This is a genomic window from Capnocytophaga periodontitidis, from assembly GCF_016126015.1.
Classification (GTDB): Bacteria; Bacteroidota; Bacteroidia; order Flavobacteriales; family Flavobacteriaceae; genus Capnocytophaga; species Capnocytophaga periodontitidis.
In genome coordinates, this window is sequence record NZ_JAEFDB010000001.1 from 834,359 (window position 1) to 850,715 (window position 16,357).

The 16,357-nt window shown below is 37.9% G+C and carries 16 protein-coding genes; 4 read left to right on the forward strand and 12 right to left on the reverse strand.

Annotation, left to right across the window (positions count from 1 at the left end; genetic code table 11):
- Positions 1 to 14 precede the first annotated feature (14 nt).
- The 4 genes from I7X29_RS04075 (at position 15) to I7X29_RS04090 (ending at position 5,364) form a co-directional block, all read left to right on the forward strand.
- Positions 15 to 2,420, forward strand: coding sequence for an efflux RND transporter permease subunit (locus I7X29_RS04075; protein ID WP_198472927.1), 2,406 nt, complete (start codon positions 15 to 17; stop codon positions 2,418 to 2,420).
- A gap of 75 nt (positions 2,421 to 2,495) precedes the next feature.
- Positions 2,496 to 3,770, forward strand: coding sequence for an NAD(P)/FAD-dependent oxidoreductase (locus tag I7X29_RS04080; RefSeq protein WP_198472928.1), 1,275 nt, complete (start codon positions 2,496 to 2,498; stop codon positions 3,768 to 3,770).
- Positions 3,771 to 3,809: 39 nt separating this feature from the next.
- On the forward strand, positions 3,810 to 4,892 hold the full coding sequence (locus I7X29_RS04085) for a methylmalonyl-CoA mutase family protein (protein WP_198472929.1): 1,083 nt from the start codon (positions 3,810 to 3,812) through the stop codon (positions 4,890 to 4,892).
- On the forward strand, positions 4,876 to 5,364 hold the full coding sequence (locus tag I7X29_RS04090) for a hypothetical protein (RefSeq protein ID WP_198472930.1): 489 nt from the start codon (positions 4,876 to 4,878) through the stop codon (positions 5,362 to 5,364). The genes I7X29_RS04085 and I7X29_RS04090 overlap by 17 nt, the downstream gene beginning before the upstream one ends.
- Here the strand turns inward: I7X29_RS04090 and I7X29_RS04095 are convergent.
- The 12 genes from I7X29_RS04095 to I7X29_RS04150 all read right to left on the reverse strand — a co-directional run bounded on the left by I7X29_RS04095 (position 5,359) and on the right by I7X29_RS04150 (position 16,198).
- Positions 5,359 to 6,993 carry an AMP-binding protein gene (locus I7X29_RS04095; protein ID WP_198472931.1) on the reverse strand — a complete coding sequence of 545 codons (1,635 nt, stop codon included), beginning with the start codon at positions 6,991 to 6,993 and terminating at the stop codon, positions 5,359 to 5,361. The genes I7X29_RS04090 and I7X29_RS04095 overlap by 6 nt on opposite strands.
- A gap of 27 nt (positions 6,994 to 7,020) precedes the next feature.
- On the reverse strand, positions 7,021 to 7,695 hold the full coding sequence (gene trmD, locus I7X29_RS04100; protein WP_198472932.1) for a tRNA (guanosine(37)-N1)-methyltransferase TrmD: 675 nt from the start codon (positions 7,693 to 7,695) through the stop codon (positions 7,021 to 7,023).
- A gap of 4 nt (positions 7,696 to 7,699) precedes the next feature.
- The gene (locus tag I7X29_RS04105; protein ID WP_198472933.1) at positions 7,700 to 8,338 is read right to left on the reverse strand and encodes a hypothetical protein; all 639 of its coding nucleotides are present in this window, start codon (positions 8,336 to 8,338) and stop codon (positions 7,700 to 7,702) included.
- 13 nt (positions 8,339 to 8,351) lie between these two features.
- Complete coding sequence (locus tag I7X29_RS04110) at positions 8,352 to 8,954, reverse strand: thioredoxin family protein (RefSeq protein WP_198472934.1); 603 nt, start codon at positions 8,952 to 8,954, stop codon at positions 8,352 to 8,354.
- Positions 8,955 to 8,978: 24 nt separating this feature from the next.
- Positions 8,979 to 10,211, reverse strand: a complete 1,233-nt coding sequence (clpX, locus tag I7X29_RS04115; protein ID WP_088594026.1) for an ATP-dependent Clp protease ATP-binding subunit ClpX — start codon at positions 10,209 to 10,211, stop codon at positions 8,979 to 8,981.
- Complete coding sequence (clpP, locus tag I7X29_RS04120) at positions 10,211 to 10,870, reverse strand: ATP-dependent Clp endopeptidase proteolytic subunit ClpP (protein WP_198472935.1); 660 nt, start codon at positions 10,868 to 10,870, stop codon at positions 10,211 to 10,213. The genes clpX and clpP overlap by 1 nt, the downstream gene beginning before the upstream one ends.
- A 262-nt stretch (positions 10,871 to 11,132) precedes the next feature.
- Positions 11,133 to 12,461, reverse strand: coding sequence for a trigger factor (gene tig, locus I7X29_RS04125; RefSeq protein ID WP_198472936.1), 1,329 nt, complete (start codon positions 12,459 to 12,461; stop codon positions 11,133 to 11,135).
- Positions 12,462 to 12,563: 102 nt separating this feature from the next.
- Positions 12,564 to 13,193, reverse strand: coding sequence for a trimeric intracellular cation channel family protein (locus tag I7X29_RS04130; protein ID WP_009414177.1), 630 nt, complete (start codon positions 13,191 to 13,193; stop codon positions 12,564 to 12,566).
- Between the two features lies 1 nt (position 13,194).
- Positions 13,195 to 13,848 (reverse strand): hypothetical protein, encoded by a 654-nt coding sequence (locus I7X29_RS04135; RefSeq protein ID WP_198472937.1) that lies wholly within the window; start codon positions 13,846 to 13,848, stop codon positions 13,195 to 13,197.
- Positions 13,845 to 14,471, reverse strand: coding sequence for a hypothetical protein (locus I7X29_RS04140; RefSeq protein ID WP_198472938.1), 627 nt, complete (start codon positions 14,469 to 14,471; stop codon positions 13,845 to 13,847). Before I7X29_RS04140 ends, I7X29_RS04135 begins: the two co-directional genes overlap by 4 nt.
- A gap of 35 nt (positions 14,472 to 14,506) precedes the next feature.
- The gene (mtaB, locus tag I7X29_RS04145) at positions 14,507 to 15,814 is read right to left on the reverse strand and encodes a tRNA (N(6)-L-threonylcarbamoyladenosine(37)-C(2))-methylthiotransferase MtaB (protein WP_198466186.1); all 1,308 of its coding nucleotides are present in this window, start codon (positions 15,812 to 15,814) and stop codon (positions 14,507 to 14,509) included.
- Between the two features lie 21 nt (positions 15,815 to 15,835).
- The gene (locus I7X29_RS04150; protein ID WP_009414173.1) at positions 15,836 to 16,198 is read right to left on the reverse strand and encodes a hypothetical protein; all 363 of its coding nucleotides are present in this window, start codon (positions 16,196 to 16,198) and stop codon (positions 15,836 to 15,838) included.
- Positions 16,199 to 16,357: the final 159 nt, after the last annotated feature.

A 16,357-nucleotide genomic window follows, 5' to 3' on the forward strand; every position in this document is an offset into this window, starting at 1 on the left:
AGAAGAGACCCAAAATGTTTAAATGGATAAAAGCCAGTTTTTGGAGTACCATAGCTGGCTTAATATTGCGCAACCGAATTGCTTTTCTACTACTCATAATTGCTATCACTGGAGGCTTAGCTTCTCAGTGGAAGAACGTTCGCTTTACCTTCACTGAAGCGAATATGCTCCCCGATGATCACCCTGTGAATATGGAGTACAAACACTTCCTCAATAAGTTTGGTGAAGAAGGTAACTTGATATTAATGGCGTTAGACGATGAAAAAATCTATACGCCCAAGGTGCTCAACAAATGGATTGCCCTCAGTAACGAACTGAAGCAATTTAAACAAATAGACGCAGTTATCTCTATTAATAACCTCCCTATCTTGGTAAAGGACACTGCTCAGCAGCGCTTTGTTACTCATAAATTCATTGAAGGAGAAGTAAAAACTCAAGCTCAAGCTGATAGTCTCCAGCAAATACTCTCCGAAAAATTGCCTTTCTACGAAGGTCTGATCTACAACAAGAAAAATAACACCTTACAAACAGCTGTGTATATGAACAAGAAGATTGTCAATACACAAGCTCGCAAGGATTTTATCCTCAACGATTTTATTCCCATTGTAGAAAAATTTGAACAGCAAACTGGACTCAAAGTGCATACTTCGGGTATGCCTTATATTCGTACCCTTAGCGCTCAAAATATAATGGATGAGATAGGGCTATTTATCTTGGCTGCCTTACTTTCTACCTCAGCCATTTTCTTTTTCTTCTTCCGTTCATTCAGGGCAATGTTCATCTCTATGGGCGTTGTATCTATTGCGGTAATGTGGGTTTTTGGATTTTTGGGACTTTTCGGCTACGAAATTACTATTCTCACAGGACTTATTCCACCGTTAGTGATTGTAATTGGTATCCCTAACTGTGTGTTTCTAATTAATAAATATCAGCAAGAAATTAGTAAGCACGGCAACCAAGCCAAGTCGCTTATTAGAGTTATCCGCAACGTGGGCAATGTAACCCTGCTCACCAATCTTACCACGGCTATCGGTTTTGCTACCTTCATTTTTACTGAAAGTACTTTGCTCAAACAATTTGGTGTGATTGCTTCTATCAATGTAGTGTCTATTTTCTTCATCTCTCTATTGGTTATCCCCATTATTTATAGCTATATGAGTATTCCTAAGGAAAAACACCTTAGGCATTTGCACCGCAACTGGATTGGTGGACTCATCAAATTCATTGAAAATACAGTTAAACACCATCGCATTGCGGTATTTATAACAGCTATTGCATTGCTCATTTTGAGTATCATAGGTATTTACAAAATTAAAATTTCAGGGAGTCTCATTGAAGATATGCCTAAATCAGCTGCTTTCTTTGATGATATTGGCTTCTTTGAGAAAAATTATGGAGGAATTATGCCTTTGGAAATCACCATTAATACTAAACAAAAAAATGGCGTTACTAAATTAGCTAACCTCAAACGCATTGATGAACTCTGCACTCATATTGAGGAAATCCCTGAAATATCAAAACCTCTTTCATTAGTAAACTTAGTAAAATACGCCAAACAAGCCTATTACAACGGCAACCCTAAATATTATAGTTTACCTACTGCTCAAGAGCAAAATTTCATTCTTTCGTATGTAAAGAACTCTAAAGGCAATGCCAATATGCTTTCTGCTTATGTAGATTCTTTAGGACAAACAGCACGTATCACTACCTTTATGAAGGATATTGGTACTGAAAAGATGCAACAAATAGAGGAAAACATCTACACCAAAGCCCAAAAGCTCTTCCCTAGCGATCGTTTTGATGTAAAAATAACAGGAAAAGCCTATTTATTTACCAAAGGAACAAACTATTTAGCTACCAACCTTATTTGGTCGTTAGCTTTAGCCATTTTGCTCATCGCTCTCATTATGGCATATATGTTCCGCTCGTTCAAAATGATAGTTATCTCGCTTATCCCTAACCTCTTACCTCTTCTTATCACTGCAGGGTTGATGGGCTATTTTGGCATTCCGCTCAAGCCTTCTACTATCCTTGTGTTCAGTATTGCCTTTGGTATTTCGGTAGACGATACCATTCACTTCTTGGCTAAATACCGCTTGGAATTGGTAGCGCGCAATTGGAAGATTAGCAAATCAGTATATGCTGCTTTACGCGAAACAGGAGTAAGTATGTTCTATACCTCTATTGTACTGCTCTGCGGTTTCTCGGTATTCTTACTCTCAAGTTTTGGAGGTACCAAAGCCCTCGGCGGACTCATATCGGCTACTTTGCTCTTCGCAATGATGACCAACTTATTGCTCTTACCAAGTTTGCTTTTGTCGTTAGAACGCAGCTTGTCTAACAAAGAAACTATCAAAGAGCCTAAGATTGAGATTTTCCCAAAAGAAGAAGAGGAGGAAAACAACGAAAATGAAAAATAGTTTATAATTTTAATAATAAAGATAATAAAAACAATAATTAGTCATTATCAAATCGGCTAATTAACAATAATTATTATGGAAAACAAAAAACATATCGTAATTGTAGGCGGTGGCTTTGCTGGCTTAGAGTTAGTAAAAGTGTTGAACCGTTCTGGAAAATATAAAATTACCTTGGTGGATATGAATAACTACAACTTCTTTCCACCTTTATTATACCAATTGGCAGCAGGATTTATGGAGCCGTCATCTATCTCCTACCCTTTCCGTCGCCTATTCCGAAAGTATAAAAATGCACGTTTTAGGATGGCTACCTTACAAGAAGTTGTTCCTTCAGAAAACAAAATTATTTTGAGCAATGGAGAACTGCATTATGATGTATTGGTAATGGCTACGGGAGCTGAATCAAACTTCTTTGGTAACAAAGATGTAGAAGAAAAAGCAATGCCTATGAAAACTGTAGGCGACGCCCTTATGCTTCGCAACTTAGTATACACCCGTTTGGAGCGCGCTACCCGTACTGAGGATAAAGAATTGCGCCGTAAGCTACTCTCTTTTGCTATTGCAGGAGCAGGTCCTACTGGGGTAGAGTTATCAGGCATCTTTGCTGAAATGAAACAGAACATTATGCGCAAGGATTACCCTGAGCTTACTTATGACGATTTAGGTGATATTTATCTCATCGACGGACAAAACACCGTACTTGCTCCTATGAGCAAAAAAGCCCAAGCATATACCGAAAAAATCTTGCTTAAAAAAGGTGTAAAACTCAAATTAGGAGTACAGGTAACCGATTTTCTGAATGACGAAGTATACCTTTCGGACGGTACAGTGCTTGATGCTCGTAACCTAATATGGGCAGCGGGGATTTCGGCTAAAACCTTCAAAGGTATTGACGACAAGCAACACTTGGGTCGTGGGCGACGTATGAAAACTGATGCTTATAACAAAATGGAGGGCTTTGATAACATCTATGCAGTAGGCGACTCAAGCATTATGACTGCCGACCCGAACTTCCCTGAAGGTCACCCTCAGCTTGCGCAAGTAGCCATACAACAAGCAAACAACTTAGGAAAGAACTTCAATAAAGATTTTATAAATCCTACCCCTTTTAGTTATGTAGATAAAGGTTCAATGGCAATCATTGGTCGTAACCAAGCCGTCGCCGATTTGCCTAAGAATATCTTCCTCAAAGGCTTTATCGCGTGGGCTATATGGGCGTTTATACACATTATGTCACTGGTAAACTTCCGTAACAAAATGAGAGCTTTATACAACTGGGTAGGTTATTATATCAGTAAAGACCAATCTTATCGTATGGTATTGCGCCCTAACGAAAAAGCAAAAGGATAGAGCGAGAAACTATAGGTGTTAGGTAATAGATAAATAGGAATGGATATCGTTGCAAAACAATGGAAACAACAATTGCAATATCTGCTGGAGGGAAGAGACTACGAGTCGCTTATATTCACTTCAGCAGAAGATATTCCTATTTTGCCTTTTTACACTGCTGAAAATATAAAAAGTCCTTATGCTATCAACACTAAAACGCAAGTAGCTGTCTCTCTTTTCATATCTGATAAAGAAGCAACACTCAAGCGTATCGCTTTTTGGCAAGACCAATCGGTATCTTTCTTTTTGTTGGATATACATCCTAAACTTACTCAAAAAGATGTAGAAGAATGGCTACCTGCAAACTTGCAGTATTTATTTACTAACTCATTTGCTATTGATACTACAATTTACCAAAAAGCAGGTGCCTCAATGGTGCAACAAATTGCCTTTGGGGTAGCCCAAATCAAAGAAAATCCTCACACTGCTGATGTACTCAATGTAAAAGTAGCAGTGGGAGGCACTTTTTTATTAGAAATAGCTAAATTGCGCGCTTTTCGTCGGTTACTAAGTGAGCAAGCCCCTACCCCACCCCTTTGCCTCATCGCTGAAGTATCAAGTAGAGGTTTATCGCTACTGAAATCATCGTACAATGAAAACTATGTACAATTAGCTTATGAAGCTGCCGTGTTAGGAGGTACTGATTATCTACTGTCTAAAAATCCTCTTTTCTTTAAAAATAACAACCTAAACACTGAAAAAGCGAATGTAGTAACCATTCAAAACATCACAGCTACACGCAATGCAACTCTTCTCAATGGGATGTATGCTATAGAAAGTCTCAGTTATGAAATGTACAAAAAAGCCCTTGTGATGTTAGAGCAGATTACAAAAAAAGGGGGACTTTCGGCTATCACAAAAAATTTTAGTTTGGTAAGGGAAATCAAGAACAAAGCACAACAAGAACAGGCTCATTTTAATAAACAATGTAGTTCCTTACCTCCTATAGATTTATACAGCCGTAAAGATTGGGATTTCTATCCTTTTAGTAAAAAAAAATCATCTGAAGTATTAGAGCTCAAACGCTTGTGGGAACCTTTTGAAAAACGCTTAAAAAAAGAAGACTATGACAAAAACACATAATGCCATAGCTGGCGTACCACCTTATGAACGCGGATTTCACGCAATGGGGTATTTAAAAGAAGTACCCCCTTTGCGCATTATCACCGATGAACTAATGGTAGTTAGTACTTTAGAGGAATTACCTCAAGTACTTACTTGTGAAGAAACATACATTTATATTCCTGCTTCCCTTCTTTTAGAAAATAGTACTCAACAAGATTTTATCAGAGAGTTACCTTTTAACGACAAACTGCGCATTTTAGTAGATAGTCCTGCGAATAGTTTTGAAATGATTGCACTTCTCCGCCAATTGCGCGCTATTGCCAAAATACCAATCAGCTGCTGGGTGCATTCTATCACCGATTATCTCTATGCTCTCATAGCTCAAACCGATGATTTGATTACCAAAAATAAAGAGTTGGCTTTACCAGAAAACCAACTCTTGATAGCAAATAGTTTAGTTACAAAAACTATTGATCCTTTTTATCTATAATTCTTCTTCGGTATCTAAACCAAGTTCTCTTGCAGATATTTCACGCATTTCCACCTTGCGTATTTTACCCGAGATAGTCATTGGAAATTCGTCTACAAATTTCCAATAACGAGGTACTTTATAGTGGGCAATACGACCCTTACAAAAATCGTGAAGTTCTTGTTCGGTGAGGATAACTCCTTCTTTAGGTTTGATCCAAGCCATTACCTCTTCACCGTATTTCTTGCTTGGTACCCCAATCACTTGAGCGTCCATTACGCCTACATACGTATAGAGGAAGTCCTCTATTTCTTTAGGAGAAATGTTCTCACCACCGCGAATGATCAAATCTTTGATACGACCTGAAATATGGATATAACCATCTTCATCCATCATTGCCAAATCACCTGAGTGCATCCAGCGTTGTTCATCTATCACCTGTTGTGTAGCCTGCGGACTATTCCAGTACTTCAACATCACCGAATAGCCACGCGTACAGAGTTCACCATTTTCTCCTCGTTTTACAATTGCTTTAGTCTCGGGGTTGATAATCTTAATTTCCAAATGGTCGTGGATAGTACCCACTGAGTGAATTTGTTTCTCAAAAGGCGCCCCTATCTTGGTTTGTGTAGATACGGGAGATGTTTCGGTCATACCATAACATATCGTGATTTCGTGCATATTCATTTGCTCTTTCACGCGTTTCATAATCTCGGGAGGACACAAAGCTCCTGCCATTACACCTGTACGCAAACTTGACAAATCGTAAGGATGTTTGTCTAATATATAAAGTTCAGAAATGAACATTGTTGGCACTCCATAGAGCGATGTACACTTTTCTTTTTCTATTGCTTCGAGAGTTTTGGTAGCATCGAAACTATCATTAGGGATTACCATTGTAGCACCGTGCGTTGTGCAGGCAATATTGCCGATTACCATTCCGAAACAGTGGTAAAAAGGTACAGGAATACACACTCTATCTTTTTCAGTATAATTCATTCGGATACCTATAAAATAACCGTTATTGAGGATATTGTGGTGAGAAAGTGTAACGCCTTTGGGGTTGCCCGTAGTTCCTGAAGTATATTGTATATTTACGGGGTCATCAAACTGCACTTTCTCTTCAAAAGAAAGTAGTTTCTCGTCAGTGACTTTTTCACCGCGTACTAAGAAATGTTGCCAGCTCTCTCCCCAATACACTTCTTTACGCAAAGTTTCAGTGAACTCACGCGCATCGTCTATCATCTTTTTATAATTACTACTTTTAAACTGAGGGGCAGCAAAGATGTATGATATCCCTGATTGATTGATTACATAAATCAGTTCGCTGGTACGATAAGCAGGATTGATATTCACCATTATCGCTCCTATTTTGGCTGTGGCATACTGCAAGAGCGTCCACTCATAGCAATTAGGCGACCAAATACCTACCCTATCACCTGGCTTTACACCTAAAGCGATGAGCCCTTTGGCTACTGCTGTTACTTGCTCATAAAACTCGGTGTAAGTAACTCTATAGTTTTGATGTACAGAGATAAGCGCCTCTTTGTGAGGAAATTTTTCTACTGTTCGACGGAGGTTCTGGTCGATTGTTTCTCCTAAAAGAGATACATCTGAAGCTCCATAAGTGTAAGCTAAGTTTCTATTCATAAGGATTATTTTTAAGTTATTCTTTTGTTATTTCAACAGATCAGGGCGTTTGGCTTTAGTGTGTTTATAAGCCATATCTTCCCGCCATTGTTCTATTTTAGGTATATTACCGCTAGTAAGGATTTCGGGTACTTCCCAACCTTTGTAGTTAGCAGGACGTGTATAGACGGGGGGTGCTAACAGATTGTCCTGAAATGAATCGGTGAGAGCTGAAGTTTCGTCGGAGAGGACACCAGGTATGAGGCGAATAATTGCATCGCAGAGTACAGCAGCTCCTAATTCTCCCCCTGAAAGCACATAGTCTCCTATGGAGATTTCTTTAGTGATAAAATAGTCGCGCACACGCTGGTCTACCCCTTTGAAGTGCCCACATAATATGATAATATTTTCAGCTAACGAAAGCTGATTAGCCATCTTTTGCTGGAGTGTATCGCCATCGGGGGTGAGGAATATCACCTCGTCATAATCTCTTTCGGCTTTTAAGGCTGAAATACACTTATCGATAGGTTCTATCATCAACACCATTCCTGCTCCTCCACCAAACTGATAATCATCTACTTGACGATAAGCATTATTAGCATAGTCGTGTAGATTGTGGAAATGCACTTCCACTAATCGTTTATCAATAGCACGCTTCATAATAGAGTAGGCAAAGGGGCTCTCTATTATTTCAGGGACTACCGATATAATATCAATACGCATTGGTTTAACGGTGTTTATTTATTTCGTCCTGCAACTGGCGACGCACTTTTTGCTCGCGTTCTATAGCTGCTTTGCGATAGTTTTCGTACTCTTCTTGCAATTCGGCTAAGTCACTGATGGATTTTTTAGTAACTACATTTCCGTTAGCATATCTATAGATATAGAAAACAAGCAATACTGTCAAAACAACCACAATTCCCCACATAATAGTATTGTAGAGCCCTTTAGAAAGCAAAGCTCCGAAGAAGTTCATACTATCTTTTTGGTTTTTAGTTTCATCAAGTGCTGTTTGTAGCTCTGTGATATTATTGTTGAGGGTTTTGATAGTATTTTCGTGTATTTTTACGGTTTGTTTTTCAGCTTCAAGTCGAGACTTCACACTGTTGATACTATCGTTCATACTGCGTTGAAAGGTTGCTAATTTAGTTTTGTCAATCAGTTTGAATCTCTCATAAGAGTTTGATCTATCTACCATATACTGAAATTGTTCAGACAGAGTAGTAGGGATTTTTTCTTCTTGTACTGCTTCTACAGGAGTTACTTGAGTAGTAGTACGTGTAGTAGTACGCATAGAAGTTTCTTCTTGGGCAGTAGCTGAAAAGAAAGCAAAAGCTGCTATTGCAACAAACGTAAGTTTTTTCATATTAAAATTATTATTATATAGTTTCTAAAATCTTTTTGAAATCATCTACAATGGTAGCACCTTTATCTTGGTTATACCATCTTTGTAGGTTTTCTTTGAACTCAGTAGAGAGTTTGCCATTTTTAGCTTTTTCCTCTTCTACCATTTTGGTAGCGACCGATGGGCGAGATCCCCAATGTGCTAGTACCTTATCCTCTAAGTCTAAAAACACTACTATAGGAATTGCTTTGCCGCCATTGGTAAGAAAAAGGTTCATCAAAGCTTCGTTTTCATCTCTAAAAACGAGTTTCATAGTAATTTTAGGGTTGAGTTCAGCTATTTTATGTACCACAGGTACAATTTGAGCTGCATCGGCACACCAACTTTCAGTAATCACTAACAAACAAACGCTTTTAGGATAATTTATAAAGAATTGTGCTTTTTCTTCGGGTATCTCTATAGTTTTATCCAAACGTTTGTAGCGTTTTTGGTTGAGAGCTGTGTAGTACACACGCTCTTCGGTCTGTTCTTCCCCACTTGATTTACCTTCGGCTTCGTACTTATCTATTAGATTACGATAGGTTTCGTAGGAAACGGCTTTTAGTAGGCTATTGCGGATGATTTGTGTTTTTTCCATTGTTATTTAGGTAAGAGTTAAGAGTTAGGAAGCAATTTGCAAAGTTGATTTATTGAGTTTTTCTTCGGCATATTCTTCAGTAACTATCAATTCTTTAACTCCTGAATTAGGAAGTTCGAACATTGCGTCGGTGAGGATATTCTCACATAGTGAACGTAAGCCACGTGCACCGAGTTTGTACTCTAAGGCTTTTTCGACGATAAAATTGAGAGCTTCCTCAGTTATATCAAATTTAATACCATCCATTTCAAAGAGCTTTTTATACTGCTTGATAATAGCGTTCTTAGGTTCGGTGAGAATCATACGTAAGGCGTGCTTATCCAATGGATTCATATAGGTTAGCACAGGTAAACGACCTATAATTTCTGGGATTAAACCAAAATCTTTTAAGTCTTTCGGGATGATATACTGTACCAAATTTTTCCTATCGACTTGTGTATTTTTAGACGAGTTGTAACCAACTGTTTGCATATTGAGACGTTTAGAAATCACGCGTTCGATGCCATCAAAAGCACCTCCAGCAATAAACAAAATATGTTCGGTATTTACCTCAATATATTTTTGGTCGGGATGCTTGCGCCCGCCTTTAGGCGGCACGTTCACCACTGATCCTTCCAAGAGTTTGAGCAATGCTTGTTGCACCCCTTCACCCGATACATCACGAGTGATAGAAGGATTGTCGCTCTTGCGGGCAATTTTATCAATTTCATCTATGAAAACGATACCACGTTCGGCTTTCTCTACATCGTAATCGGCAGCTTGTAAGAGGCGAGATAGAATACTTTCGACATCTTCGCCCACATATCCTGCTTCAGTAAGTACTGTAGCATCAACAATAGCAATGGGCACGTTGAGCATTTTGGCAATAGTACGGGCTACCAAGGTTTTACCCGTACCTGTTTCGCCAACCATAATGACGTTGCTTTTTTGGATTTCGACCTCATCATCTGCATCGGGTTGTTGTAGGCGTTTGTAGTGATTATAGACTGCCACAGAGAGGATTTTTTTAGTAAAATCCTGACCTATCACATATTGGTCGAGGAATTGTTTGATTTCTTGAGGTGTTTTGAGGGTCATATCACCTGATACTACAGGCTTACCTTTTTGAGCTTTACTACCAAATGCTTCTTCAATAATGATATTGGCTTGTTCAACGCAATAATTACATATATTACCAGCCATACCGCGAATGAGCATTTCGGTTTCAGATTCTGCACGACCGCAGAACGAACAATATTCTACTTGTTTTTTAGCCATTATTTTCTTTCTAATACTTCGTCGATCATACCATATTCTTTAGCTTCACGGGCTATCATCCAATAGTCGCGTTCAGAATCTTTATACACTTTAGCAAAAGGTTGCTTAGTGTGTTTGGCAATGATTTCGTAGAGTTCATTTTTGAGTTTCAACATTTCTTTGAGGTTAATTTCCATATCACTGGCTACTCCTTGTGCTCCTCCTGAGGGTTGATGAATCATTACACGAGAGTGTGGCAAAGCTGAGCGTTTACCTTCAGCTCCTGCACATAGTAATACAGCAGCCATTGAAGCAGCAATACCTGTACAGATAGTGGCTACATCGGGTTTGATAAACTGCATAGTGTCGTACATACCCAATCCTGCATATACGCTACCACCGGGAGAGTTGATATAGATTTGGATATCTTTGGCACTATCCACGCTTTCCAAGAAAAGCAATTGAGCGGTAACGATATTTGCTACTTGATCGTTCACATCAGTGCCAAGGAAGATGATTCTATCCATCATCAAGCGGGAAAAAACGTCCATTTGAGCTACGTTTAGCTGGCGTTCTTCCATAATATAAGGAGTCATACTACCCACTATTTTATCGTAGTAAAGGCTGTTTACTCCGTATTGTTTAATTGCGTATTTTTTAAATTCGTCTGCTAAATTCATTTGTTTAGTTATTAGTTGTTAGTCATTAAGTTTTTAGTGTTGTGGTGATTAGGTTATAATTTATCTATATTTTTCTAAAATATTGATGAGTTCTTCTATGGTTATCTTTAGTTTACTAATATCATCGCCAAGGGCTTGTAGTCGGTCGAGAATTTCTTGTTTCATCTTTTAATAAATGTAGTCCAAAATTGCCAAATAAGATACAACAATAGTATTTATCATTAGCAATTTTGGACTGGTTTATAGTATTTTGCAAAAATTACTATTCAGGGAAAGCTATTTTTACGAACTCATCAAATGTTACTTTTTTAACTTCTGTTTTAACATTTTCTTTGTAGAAGTCGATGAGTTTTTTGAATACTAATTGTTGCTGAATACGTTGTACTTCTTCACGGTTTTGCAATACGCGATCAACGATACCATCTACATAGCTATCGTCATTGGTAGGCATACCATATTGAGCTAATTGACCTTTGATATAATCACGTGCAAAATCTTTCAACTCTTCGAACTTAGGATGTAAGTTATTTTCATCCAACACTTTACCTTCGATAAGTTGGTAGCGCAAACCTTTTTCTGAACGGCTGTACTCTTCTTCAGCTTCTTGCTCGGTAAGTTCTTTTTCACCTGCTGTACGCAACCATTTTTTAAGGAAAGTTTCAGGGAGGTCAAACTTAGTATTATCTACTAAATAATCGGTAACTGTGTTGAGGAAATGCTGGTCGGCTTGCTCGTTGTATTGGTGTTGAGCGCCTTCTTTTATTTTGTCGCGCAATTGTTGCTCAGTAGTTACACTTCCATCAGGGAAGAGTTTGTTGAACAACTCTTGATCTAAAGCAGCGCCTTGACGTTCGTTTACCTCTTCCAAAGTGAAAGTAACTTCCACCTCTAAGTGGTGAGCCTCGTCGTGAGATACTTTGAGGTAGTGCATTAGACTATGAGCATCTTTGAACAAACCTTTAGTTTGCAATTGGAATTGGTCGCCTATTTTTTTACCGATGAACTCTTTGCGTGCAGCATCACTAAGTTCTTCTAAAGTGAAAGTAGCTTGAGAATCGATAGATTTTTCTTCGTTGAAGAAAGTACCTGTAATTTCAAGGCTATCATCGTTGATTACTTCACCTTTAGCAACGAGTTTACCAAATTGTTTTTGGATACGTTCTACTTGTTTATCGATTTGATCATCGGCTACTTCTATTTCATAGCGAACTATAGCTTTTTTAGGTTTTAAATTCACTTCGATAGTAGGAGCTAAGCCAATTTCGAACTCGAAAGTAAAATCGTCGGCATCTAAGTTGATATCTTGTTTTTCTTTAGGCAGTGGATTTCCTAAGATATTGAGTTTTTCGTCGTTTATATATTTGTACAACGAGTCTTGCAACACACGGTTGATCTCGTCAAATTTTACAGCTTTGCCGTACTGTCTTTTAATCATACCTGCAGGTACGTGACCTTTTCTAAATCCAGGGATAGAAGCGGTTTTTCTGTAATCGTTTAGTACTTTTTCTACTTTATCGGCGTAGTCGTTTTTTTCAATTGCTATCTTAATGATCGCATTTAAAGCATCTACTTGCTCTCTGTTGATATTCATTTTTAAAAATATTTAATCTAAAATTTCAAATTGCAAAGATAGTACAAAATGTTTATATACACAAGGTTTTATGTGTTTTTTTTAGGAATTAGGAATTAGGAATTAGAATTTTGGCAGTTCCCAATGGTATTTTACCGATAGCAATCGCACAGCAATTACTACCATTATAGTGATGAATACAACTAAGTTGTGATTGACAAAATCATCGATAAGAAAATAGACTGTACCTCCTGCAATACAAGCGGTTGCATAAATTTCTTTATGAAAGAGGGCGGGTAATTTGTTAGCTAATATATCTCGTATCACTCCTCCAAAACTACCTGTCATTGTACCTAAAATAATAGCGATGGTAGGCGATAAGCCAAAACGCAGGGCTTTTTCTATACCAATGATAGTGAAGACCCCCAACCCAATGGTATCAAACAACATCAGCGATTTGCTCCAGTGCTCTGAAAACTGTTTTTTGAAGAGAATGGTAATCACTACACTAATGACAATCATCAATATATAAGTGAGGTTATTCATCCAAAATACGGGTACACTGCCTATCATAATATCGCGGAGTGTTCCCCCTCCTACTCCTGTTACAAAGGCTAAGATGAGCATTCCAAAGATATCCATACGGCGTTCTAAGCCCAGCAATACGCCCGAAACACCAAAAACAGTCGTTCCGATTAAATCCCAGAGATAAATCTGGTCGATTTGTGATAAAAATTGAATCAAATCATCCATTTTAATGCCAAATTTGAGTAAGTTTCCAAGTGTTTCCTATAGGAATAAAGACGAGTGTTATTGATTTTTCAGTGTTTTCACACAACACACTATCAGGATAATAACTAAAGTTATATGTTTGTAATTCGTTGAACTCATCGGTAAGGAGTTCTTCTTCGGTAAGAAGTACACTGCCGTCATTCTGCCTCAATAAGCGCAAGAGCGGTTCAGCTAAGTGCTGCTGCCTAAAAGCCATATCAGTAGTGAATTGCTTAAAAAAATCGGGGAATTGCTTTTGCTGAGTTTTTGTTTGCTCAGTTAGTTTTTTCATTTCGGCATAAGGTAATAGCATAGCTTTTTTTTGTTCCCAAAACACCTGTTTACAATCATCTTTTGGCACTGCAAAAGTATAGAGATGTACATCGGTATACGACAATTTGTTGAGTAGTTGCAAACGATAATAGGTTTTATTATCTCTTTGCACACTATCCTGCACCCAATAAGTGGGATTGTTCCCTGCAAGGGTTTCTAATTGCTTTATTTTAGCTTTTACTTCTGCTAATTCGGCAACTGTTTGCTTTGCAATATCGGCATTGCAAGATTTTTTGAAGCCTATAACGGAGTTATCGCAGGAAAAAAGCAGTAGAGATAGGGTAATTGTTAAAAGGATTTTCATCTTTCAGATATTACTTTTACTTTATAATCCAACTTATCTACATTTATGTTTTCAGGAATTATAGGCAAAGTATCCATCTTTTCAAAAAACAATTCATAGCCACACTTACTCTCAAAAATATCAGGCTCATTTACATCTAAAAAGCCTAATACTTTTACCCCATAATTACCTGCTGGAATATCAAATCTATCTCCTGTATCTCTATTTAGTTCTCCTCCTTCTACATTAGGTTGAGGATTTAGACTTTTTTCTGTAGCAAAATCGGAATAATTACTTTCATAATCCCAATTCATTATCATAAAGATATCTTCCACAGCTAATCTTCCGCTTTTTACTTGTAGAGGTAATGAGACTTCTTTTTTAAAAACTACCCATTCGGTAGGAATTTCACTTTTGGTAGTTGTGTTTATGAGTATTTCATAATCAAAAGGCTCTATATTATAGATAGGTAATAATATTCCTCGTTGGATACTTTCCTCACCTATAGTAGGATTATTGATGAAGTATTTCAGTAAATCGTCATCTTCTATTCCTTTTTCGAGTAGGAACTCTTGTAGTACTACTGGATCGAAGAGTACAAACCCAGGGAATTCTAACATTAATTCTGTTTTATAGTGTACCATTGTTGTTTTATTATTTCTAATTTTCTTTGTTCTACTTATACAAACTCAAAGCGCACCATTCCGTCTACATCTATTTTGGTAAGTTTTACTTTGTGGAGGGTATTCACTAAAGCAGGATCCCAAGGAGCTTTTACTTTTACATAATTCTCGGTAAACCCGTGAATATATCCCTGCTTGTTGTCGCTCTCGAAAAGGACTGTTTTTTCTTTACCTAACTGACTCTCATAAAAAGCATTACGTTTCTTAGCTGACAATCCGCGTAACATTTTGCTGCGTTTAGCACGTACTGCATCGGGGACTACACCATCCATAAGTACTGCTTCGGTATTGTCACGTTCGGAATAAGTAAATACGTGCAAGTAAGAAATATCTAATTCGTTTAGAAAATGATAAGTTTCTAAGAAATGTTCATCTGTTTCGCCAGGGAAACCTACAATCACATCTACCCCGATGCAAGCATCAGGCATCACTTCACGTATTTTGGTTACCCTACTTACATAGAGTTCGCGCAAATAGCGGCGCTTCATTTTTTTTAATATATCGTTACTACCACTTTGTAATGGAATGTGAAAGTGAGGTACAAAACTTTTAGACTGTGCTATGAAGTCGATAGTTTCGTCTTTGATAAGATTGGGTTCAATAGAGGAAATGCGCAGGCGTTCGATACCTTCGACCTTATCAAGAGCCTGCACTAATTCTAAAAAGGTATGTTCGTGTTTTTTATTACCAAATTCTCCTTTGCCGTAATCGCCTATATTCACACCCGTAAGCACAATTTCTTTGATACCTTTGTCGGATATTTTTTTAGCGTTGTTCAATATATTTTCGATGGTATCACTTCGCGAAATACCACGTGCCATTGGGATAGTGCAATAAGTGCACTTATAATCGCAACCGTCCTGCACCTTCAAAAAAGCACGTGTACGGTCACCAATAGAATAACTTCCGACATAGAAATCAGTTTCGGAAATTTCGCAGGAGTGCACGATGCCCTCGTTGTTTTTGGTGAGGTCATCAATATATTGAGTGATATTGAACTTTTCTTTGGCACCTAATACCAAATCAACTCCATCTACTGAAGCGAGTTCTTCTGGTTTTAATTGAGCATAACAACCTACTGCCGCCAAGAATGCCTTAGGGTTTGTTTTCAGTGCTTTGCGTACAATTTGTTTGAACTGTTTGTCGGCATTTTCGGTAACCGAGCAGGTGTTAATCACATATATATCAGCAGGGTCGTCGAAATCAACACGAATATAGCCATCTTCTTCAAAGCTACGTGCAATAGTAGAAGTTTCGGCAAAGTTGAGTTTGCAACCCAAAGTATAGAATGCTACTTTTTTCATTTAGTTGTTAGCGTTTAGTCATTAGTCGTTAGAAAAAAAGTCTCTATCCAAAAAGTATTGGACAATGGCTTTTTTCATCAGTATGGTTTGTTCTCCAGGTTTGAGAGCGGGGAGCTCTTGTACTAAACTATAATGAGGCCAACCATCAGGGTCAGTAAATTCATATTTATAATAACCAAAGGGTTCAAGGAGTTTACAAATAGCGATGTGCATTAGGTCTACTTTTTCATCTTTGGCGTAAGGGCGACCTATTTGTCCGAGTTCTTGTACTCCAATAAGATAGATGATACCATCGACATTCAGAGTTTCACCCTCTGTAAAAGTATCGGAGAGGCGTTGCACAATTTCCTCCCAACGGGCTTTTAGCAGCTCGTGTTCCGTCATAATAAAAAATCATTTTGGCGGCAAAGGTACAAAATAATTACGAATTACGAATTACGAAATACAAATTACGAAATACAAATTACGAAATACAAATTACGAAATAATAACAAGAGAGCTACTCTGGTGAATAGCTCTCTCATTATTTTGTTAATTTGCTTT